Genomic DNA, 3,668 nt, shown 5'->3' on the forward strand with positions numbered 1-3,668 from the left:
CCAGCAGTGCGGAGAAGACCCGCAGGTGGGCGCTGGAGGAGATCGGCAGGAACTCGGTGAGTCCCTGGATCAGGCCGAGCACGGCCGCATGGAACCAGTCGATCACCGGGCACCGGCCGGGACGGTCGGTCGGCGGTTGCGCATTGTCGGTCCAGCTCCTCGTCGCGGTGGCCGTGGCCGCTCCGGCACCCGGGCGGGACGCGGTGGACGGCGCCGAGCACCCTGCGGCGCGGGTTGTGACGATAATCCGCCGAGATGGCCGGGAACTTGCGAGCTGATCAAGATTCCGTACGGACCGGGCAGTTCGGTCCCGGCGGCGGTCCGGCCGTCGCGCCTTCGGCGTCCCGGCGGCCGGTCGGGCCACCCTGGTCCGGAGGGCCGGGCGGGCCCGCAGGGGCCCGGACGGGCCGGATCCACGGACGGGAGCGGGCGGATGACGGGATCGACGGGCGGGCGGCTGGCGGGCAGGTCCGCGGTGGTGACGGGTGCCGCGCTGGGCATCGGCCGGGCGACCGCGGAGCTGTTCGCCGCCGAGGGCGCCCGGCTGGTGGTCACCGACATCGACGCGGCGGCCCTGGAGGTGCTCCGCGCCGCGCTGGCGGCCGACGGCGCCGAGGTCCGCGCGGTGGTCGGCGACGTCTCGGTCCCGGCCGACGCCCGGCGGATGGTCGAGGAGGCGGTGGCCGGGTACGGCGGCATCGACGTGCTGGTCGCCAACGCCGGCATCCTGCCGCTGCAGAACGTGCTGGACGCCACCCCCGAGGACTGGGACCGGGTGATGGCCGTCGACGGCCGCGGGATGTTCCTCACCTGCAAGTACGCGATCGAGCACATGGCGCCGGTCGGCCGCGGCTCGATCGTCTGCCTCTCCTCCATCTCCGGGCTGGCCGGCCAGTCCGGCCAAGCGGCTTACGGACCGGCCAAGTTCGTCGCCTCCGGGCTGACCAAGCACCTCGCGGTGGAGTGGGCGGGCAGCGGCATCCGGGTCAACGCGGTCGCCCCCGGTACGATCAGGACCGACCGGGTCCGCCGGCTGCCGCAGGAGCCCGGCGGTCAGGAGTACCTGGACGCGATCGTGCGGCAGCACCCGCTCGGCAGGCTGGGCGAGCCCGAGGAGGTGGCCCGGGCGATCCTGTTCCTGGCGTCGGACGAGGCTTCGTTCGTGACCGGCGTGGTGCTTCCCGTGGACGGCGGGTACCTGGCGCAGTGAAGTCCCCGCGCAGGTAAACCCCCTGACGGCTGCTCGGCCGCGTGTCACCCGGACTGGTGGCACCCCGGACCCGCTCTTGTGCCGATCACTCAGCGCCTCTAGGTTGCTACTCGTCGCGACCGCGCCGGGGTGTGGGCCCGCTCATCGCCCGGCGCACGGCCGCTTCCGTACGCCCGTCCCCGCACCTCCGCTCCTGCATCTCCGCTCTCCGCACCTCTGCCTCCGCACGCCTGCCTCCGCGCGCCCGTCCACGTTGGCCCGTCCACGCGTGCCCCGACGGTGCCGGGCCCCCCGCCCGGTCCGTCGGACGCCCGCGCCGAACGGTTCCACCGTGACCCGTGCGATGCCGTCGAGAAGGAGTACCGCATGTCGCGCCCTCGCCCCCGCGCCGTCCGCCCCCGTGCCGGGTGGTCGGCCCTGGTCGCCGCCGCCGTCGGCTTACTGGCGGTGGCCGGTCCCGGCACCGGGATCGCGCACGCCGTCACCGCCCTCACCGACCGCGCCTACGTGGTCAACACCGACGACGACACCGTCTCGGTGGTCGACGCGACCACCCACGGGGTGATCGCCACCGTCCCGGTGGGCGCCGGCCCCGACGGCGTCGCCCTCGGCCCGGCCGGGACCAAGGCCTATGTGGCCAACCTCCGCAGCGGGACCGTCTCGGTGATCGACACCGCGGCGGGCGCCGTCACCGCCACCGTCCCGGTCGGGCAGTTCCCGAGCGGGGTCGCCGTCGACGCGGCCGGCACCCGGGCGTACGTCGCCAACGCGGGCGGCGACTCGGTCTCGGTGATCGACACCGCCACCGCCACCGTCTCCGCGACCGTCCCGGTCGGCCGCAACCCCAACGCCGTCGTCCTCGCACCCGCCGCCGCCCGCGCCTACACGGCCGACGCCGGCGGGGACACCCTCTCGGTGGTCGACACGGGCGCGGGTGCGGTCACGGCCACCGTCCGGGTCGGCTCCGGCCCGGTCGCGGCGGCGGTCAACCCGGCCGGCACCCGGGTGTACGTGGCCAACTCCTACGCCGCCACGGTGTCCGTGGTCGACACCGCCACCAACACGGTGACCGCCACCGTCCCGGTCGGCCGGATCCCGCACTCGGTGGCCGTCAACCCGGCCGGCACCCGGGCGTACGTCGCCAACCTCTCGGACAACACCCTGTCCGTGATCGACACCGCCACCAACGCCGTCACCGGCACCATCGCCGTGGGGCCGGCCCCCGCCGCGGTCGCGGTCAGCCCGTCCGGCGGCTTCCTCTACGTCACCTCGGCCGGCGGGAACAGCCTCGGCGTGGTCGACACCGGCACCGGGCTCGCCACCACCAGCACGGCCGTCGGCAGCCTCCCCTCGGGGGTGGCCTTCGTACCCCGGCCGCTCACCCCGCCCCGCGCCGACCTCGCGGTCGGTCTGACCGCCCAGGCCCCCGCCCTGCTCCCCGGTGCCATCGGCTACACCCTGACCGCCCGCAACAACGGTCCGCAGGCGGCCACTTCGGCCACCGTCACGGCGACCCTGCCGCCCGGCGCCACCGCCACCGACCTCAGCGCGGGGTGCACCACCGCAGGCCGTACCGTCACCTGCTCGGCCGGGGCGCTCGCCAACGGCACCACCGCCACCTGGACCTTCCGCAGCGCGGTCGGCCTGCTCGGCCTCGGCCCGGTCACCACCACCGCCACCCGCACCGCCTCCGCCCCGGCGGACCCGACCGCCGCCAACGACACCGCCGCCGCCACCTGCACCGTGGTGTCGGTCCTGCTGGTGCGCTGCTGACGCGGGCTCCCCGCGCCGGGCCGTGAACGGGCGGGGGCGTACCACCTGCCGCCCCAGGAGCTCCCCCGCGCCCCGGGAGGTCCGCGGGTGAACCCGGCGGCCACGCCCTGACGGTCTCAGCTCTTGCGGACGCAAATCCCGCACCGACGGACTGAGGTGAATGGGCGTCGGCCTCGGGGGTGCGCCGTGTGGGTGGTCCGGTACGTCATCGCCTGGGCCTTGGTGCTGCCCGCCGGGCTGCGGACGGTCGTCGCGGCGCGCGCGGTGCGCCCCGCGGCCCGCTGCCCGGCCCGATCCGCTGTGCCTGGCGCACGTTCCCCCCTCGCTCCGTCGTCCCGGAGGGGACGGCGGGAGTGCGCAGACGGTTCCGGTCGGCCGAGGGTCAGCCGGGCAGCAGCAGGAACCGCAGCGGGGTGCCCGGGCGGGCCTGGGCGGCCGGTGGGAGGTCGGCGGCCGGGACCACCCCGACCACGGGGTAGCCGCCGGTGGTGGGGTGGTCGGCGAGGAAGATCACCGGCTGGCCGTCCGGCGGCACCTGGACGGCGCCCAGGACCAGCCCGGCGCTCGGCAGTTCGCCGGCCCGGGCGCGGCCGACGGCCGGGCCCTCGGTGCGCAGCGCCACCCGGTTGCTGGCGGCGGCGACCCGGTAGGTGTCGCGGGCCAGCGCCGCCACGCCGCTGAACCA

General features: G+C 76.3%; 3 protein-coding genes and 1 pseudogene. 2 read left to right on the forward strand and 2 right to left on the reverse strand.

Going from position 1 to position 3,668, the window contains the following annotated elements; genetic code table 11:
- On the reverse strand, nt 1–103 hold a 103-nt coding region (locus AA75_RS46350; protein WP_304441509.1), incomplete at its 3' end, for an undecaprenyl-diphosphate phosphatase.
- A gap of 330 nt (nt 104–433) precedes the next feature.
- On the opposite strand from AA75_RS46350, the gene AA75_RS33570 reads away from it, so the two are divergent.
- Nucleotides 434–1,210, forward strand: a complete 777-nt coding sequence (locus AA75_RS33570; protein WP_033824139.1) for an SDR family NAD(P)-dependent oxidoreductase — start codon at nt 434–436, stop codon at nt 1,208–1,210.
- Between the two features lie 366 nt (nt 1,211–1,576).
- Entirely contained in the window at nt 1,577–2,983 is a 1,407-nt protein-coding gene (locus AA75_RS33575; protein ID WP_082527019.1) for a beta-propeller fold lactonase family protein, read from the forward strand.
- 382 nt (nt 2,984–3,365) lie between these two features.
- Here AA75_RS33575 and AA75_RS33580 read toward each other — a convergent pair.
- Nucleotides 3,366–3,668 (reverse strand): annotated as a pseudogene (locus AA75_RS33580) (biotin-dependent carboxyltransferase family protein); the annotation flags it as partial.

The sequence above is a fragment of the Kitasatospora sp. MBT63 genome, assembly GCF_000710465.2.
Classification (GTDB): Bacteria; Actinomycetota; Actinomycetes; order Streptomycetales; family Streptomycetaceae; genus Kitasatospora.